At 30.8% G+C, this 2630-nt stretch carries 4 protein-coding genes; all 4 read right to left on the reverse strand.

All coding sequences use genetic code 11. The annotated features are described in order from the left end of the window. Window positions 1-26: 26 nt before the first annotated feature. On the reverse strand, window positions 27-1010 hold the full coding sequence (locus QJ521_RS09525) for a Fic family protein (RefSeq protein WP_282840244.1): 984 nt from the start codon (window positions 1008-1010) through the stop codon (window positions 27-29). Between the two features lie 206 nt (window positions 1011-1216). Next, a complete protein-coding gene (locus QJ521_RS09725) occupies window positions 1217-1348 on the reverse strand; it encodes a HepT-like ribonuclease domain-containing protein (RefSeq protein ID WP_430757356.1) in 132 nt (43 codons plus the stop codon). Between the two features lie 6 nt (window positions 1349-1354). After that, complete coding sequence (locus tag QJ521_RS09530) at window positions 1355-1498, reverse strand: ribonuclease HepT family protein (RefSeq protein WP_282840245.1); 144 nt, start codon at window positions 1496-1498, stop codon at window positions 1355-1357. A gap of 55 nt (window positions 1499-1553) precedes the next feature. Further along, complete coding sequence (locus tag QJ521_RS09535; protein WP_282840246.1) at window positions 1554-2045, reverse strand: nucleotidyltransferase domain-containing protein; 492 nt, start codon at window positions 2043-2045, stop codon at window positions 1554-1556. Window positions 2046-2630 lie beyond the last annotated feature (585 nt).

The following is a 2630-nucleotide window of genomic DNA, read 5'->3' on the forward strand; positions in this document are numbered from 1 at the left end:
ATATAAATTTCAGCCTTTTTGATTTTTCACTTCATTACATATCTTTGATTTCTACTCCTAGGTTTTTCTGGAAATGTCATTTCAATCATACCTGATTGTAAAAGTGGATCTAAATAATTCTTTTTAAAAGATACTCTAGATTTTATACCTACCTTATCCATAAGTTCTATAGTAGTATATGGAATACCTTCTTCAAAAACAGTAAGTAACTTCTTTGCTTGAATGGATAGACTTCCTTTTTCTATATTTGATTGTTTTAGGGTTTCATTCATGGTTTCTATAATAGCATCCAACATAAATTCAATAAATACAGTGGATGCACCTTCTTGATTCGATTTAGATATAGCATCATAGTATGCTTGTTGTTTCTGTTTAATGATTGATTCAACGGGTAAATAGTAAAACAGTTCTTCTTCTTTTGCAAGTAAGCACGTTTGAAAAAGTCTACCCATTCTACCATTACCATCACTAAAAGGATGGATAAACTCAAATTCATAATGAAATACACATGACTTGATAAGTATGTTTTCATCATAATGATTCAAGTAATCATAGAGATTATTCATTAAAGTTGGTACTCTATCTGCAGGAGGTGCCATAAAGATTGCTTTTTCATCATCAAATACACCAACTTGTCCTTTTCGATATGAACCTGCATCAGAGACGAGGGTGGTCATGAGTATTTTATGGTATTTAAGTAGGTCTTTTTGAGCGTATGGATTAATCTCCTGTAAGTGTTCATAAACATTGATTGCGTTTTGTACTTCTAATATATCTTTTTGAGGACCTGTGACAAGTTTGCCATTGATTAAATCTTTAACTTGAGATTCTGATAATTGATTATTCTCAATGGCTAGAGATGAATGAATAGATCTTATTTGGTTTTTTCTTCTTAATAAGGGCTGGCTACTTAAATTATTCATACTAGAAAACTTACCAATCATTTTCATGATAGCAGCAATTTTATTAAGTATCGATGTATTTATTTCATAAGGTGGTTTGTAGGACATAATCATCAACTCCCCTTAAGTAAATTATACCATAAAAGATTTTATCATGTATGTTTTCTTGTATGTTTTCTTGTATGCTACATCTATATATATAAAGCCCTTCCCGCATATGAGAAGAGCGTTTCATGTCATTATTGTTGACCTGAAGGGATTCACGCTTCTTCACGAGAAATAGAAAGCATTTGAGTTAGTTAGCTTATGTACGATTAATCATTTGAATTTTTCAAATCAATTAATTGTTTCAATAGAATAGGCAAATCTTCTTTAACAGTGTCATAAACAACACTCATATTGATTTGATCATAATCATGGATTATACGATTTCTAAAGCCATACATTTCATGCTAGGGAATATGTTTGCTCATTTCTTTAAATCTAGATGATGCTCTAAACTTTGATATTTCTCCTATTTGAGATAAGTTGAATACGACTGCATCAACTATAAGATTATTTTGATTAAAATCGTTTAGTGATCTAATTGGTTTCATGTATTCTACTATATTTTCGATATGTACAATAATTCTTGATATACTCTTAATGTCCCTATCGTTCATATAGCACGATACCCTGCATGATACTTTCATAGATTTCAGAATTTGTGTTAATTTGTGAAAGATGAATCAAATCAACAGATTTCACAAAGATGTTATTTATATTCTCAAGTAAACCAAAAAACTTGATACCTTTAATATTTCCATCAACCACAAGATCGATGTCGCTTTGAGGTTCTTGTTTCCCCTTAGCGTATGATCCATATAGTATAATTTTTTTAATGTCGTACTTAAAAGTCAGTGGTAATAAGGCCTCTCTAATTTGATTAACTTCGTAGATACCTTTTGTTTCAGTAATGATTCCATACTGATTTTTGGGATACTGTTTTAGATAATTATATACCATTTTTTCAACCCAAGGACTCGGCGTTCTTTTTCCGCTTTCCCAATTTTCAATGGTTCTTAGTGGTATATCTGTAATTTCACTTAACTCCTTTTGGGTTAATCCGTATTCTGCTCTAGCCTCTTTTATGATCATATCCATTTTAAATCACCTCAACAATATTTTACCACTCATTGGGTGGTTTATCAAGTGTATTATTCAAAGTAATAAATCCTCACTTATCGTGTCCACTTTATTCATAAAAAGCAGAGTATGTCTTAAATCATATTCAAGCAAAGCCAATTAAAGATTGAGTATCTTACTCACCGAAATTTGATAACTCACTAAAACCACATAAAAATCCACCATTTTCCTCCAGGTGAGATTTGAACTCCTATAACAAAGAATCTTTGAGAGCCATCTCTAATTGTTGTTTCCTCTTAGATAGTGTTAATATTTGACGTTTACTCATATTTTGCGTGAGAAGTATATAATAGTTCATAAAAAGACCCCACTCAACTAAGAAATGGGGTTTCATAATAATATTGGTGACCCGTAGAGGTTCACGTTTTTTTCAGTGTCTAACAGTCTAGACTGGTATAAATATCTTTATTTCACGTGTAGTTTTGGTTACGATAACACACTAATATTTGGCAACTTTGCTAATTATTTTGATTAATTAAATTTATGATAATCTTAACTATAGTTTCTCTTTCATTTGGATTAGATAAAGCAATCATAAGCACT

The organism is Peloplasma aerotolerans (assembly GCF_030012175.1).
GTDB classification, from domain to species: Bacteria; Bacillota_I; Bacilli_A; order Acholeplasmatales; family Acholeplasmataceae; genus Peloplasma; species Peloplasma aerotolerans.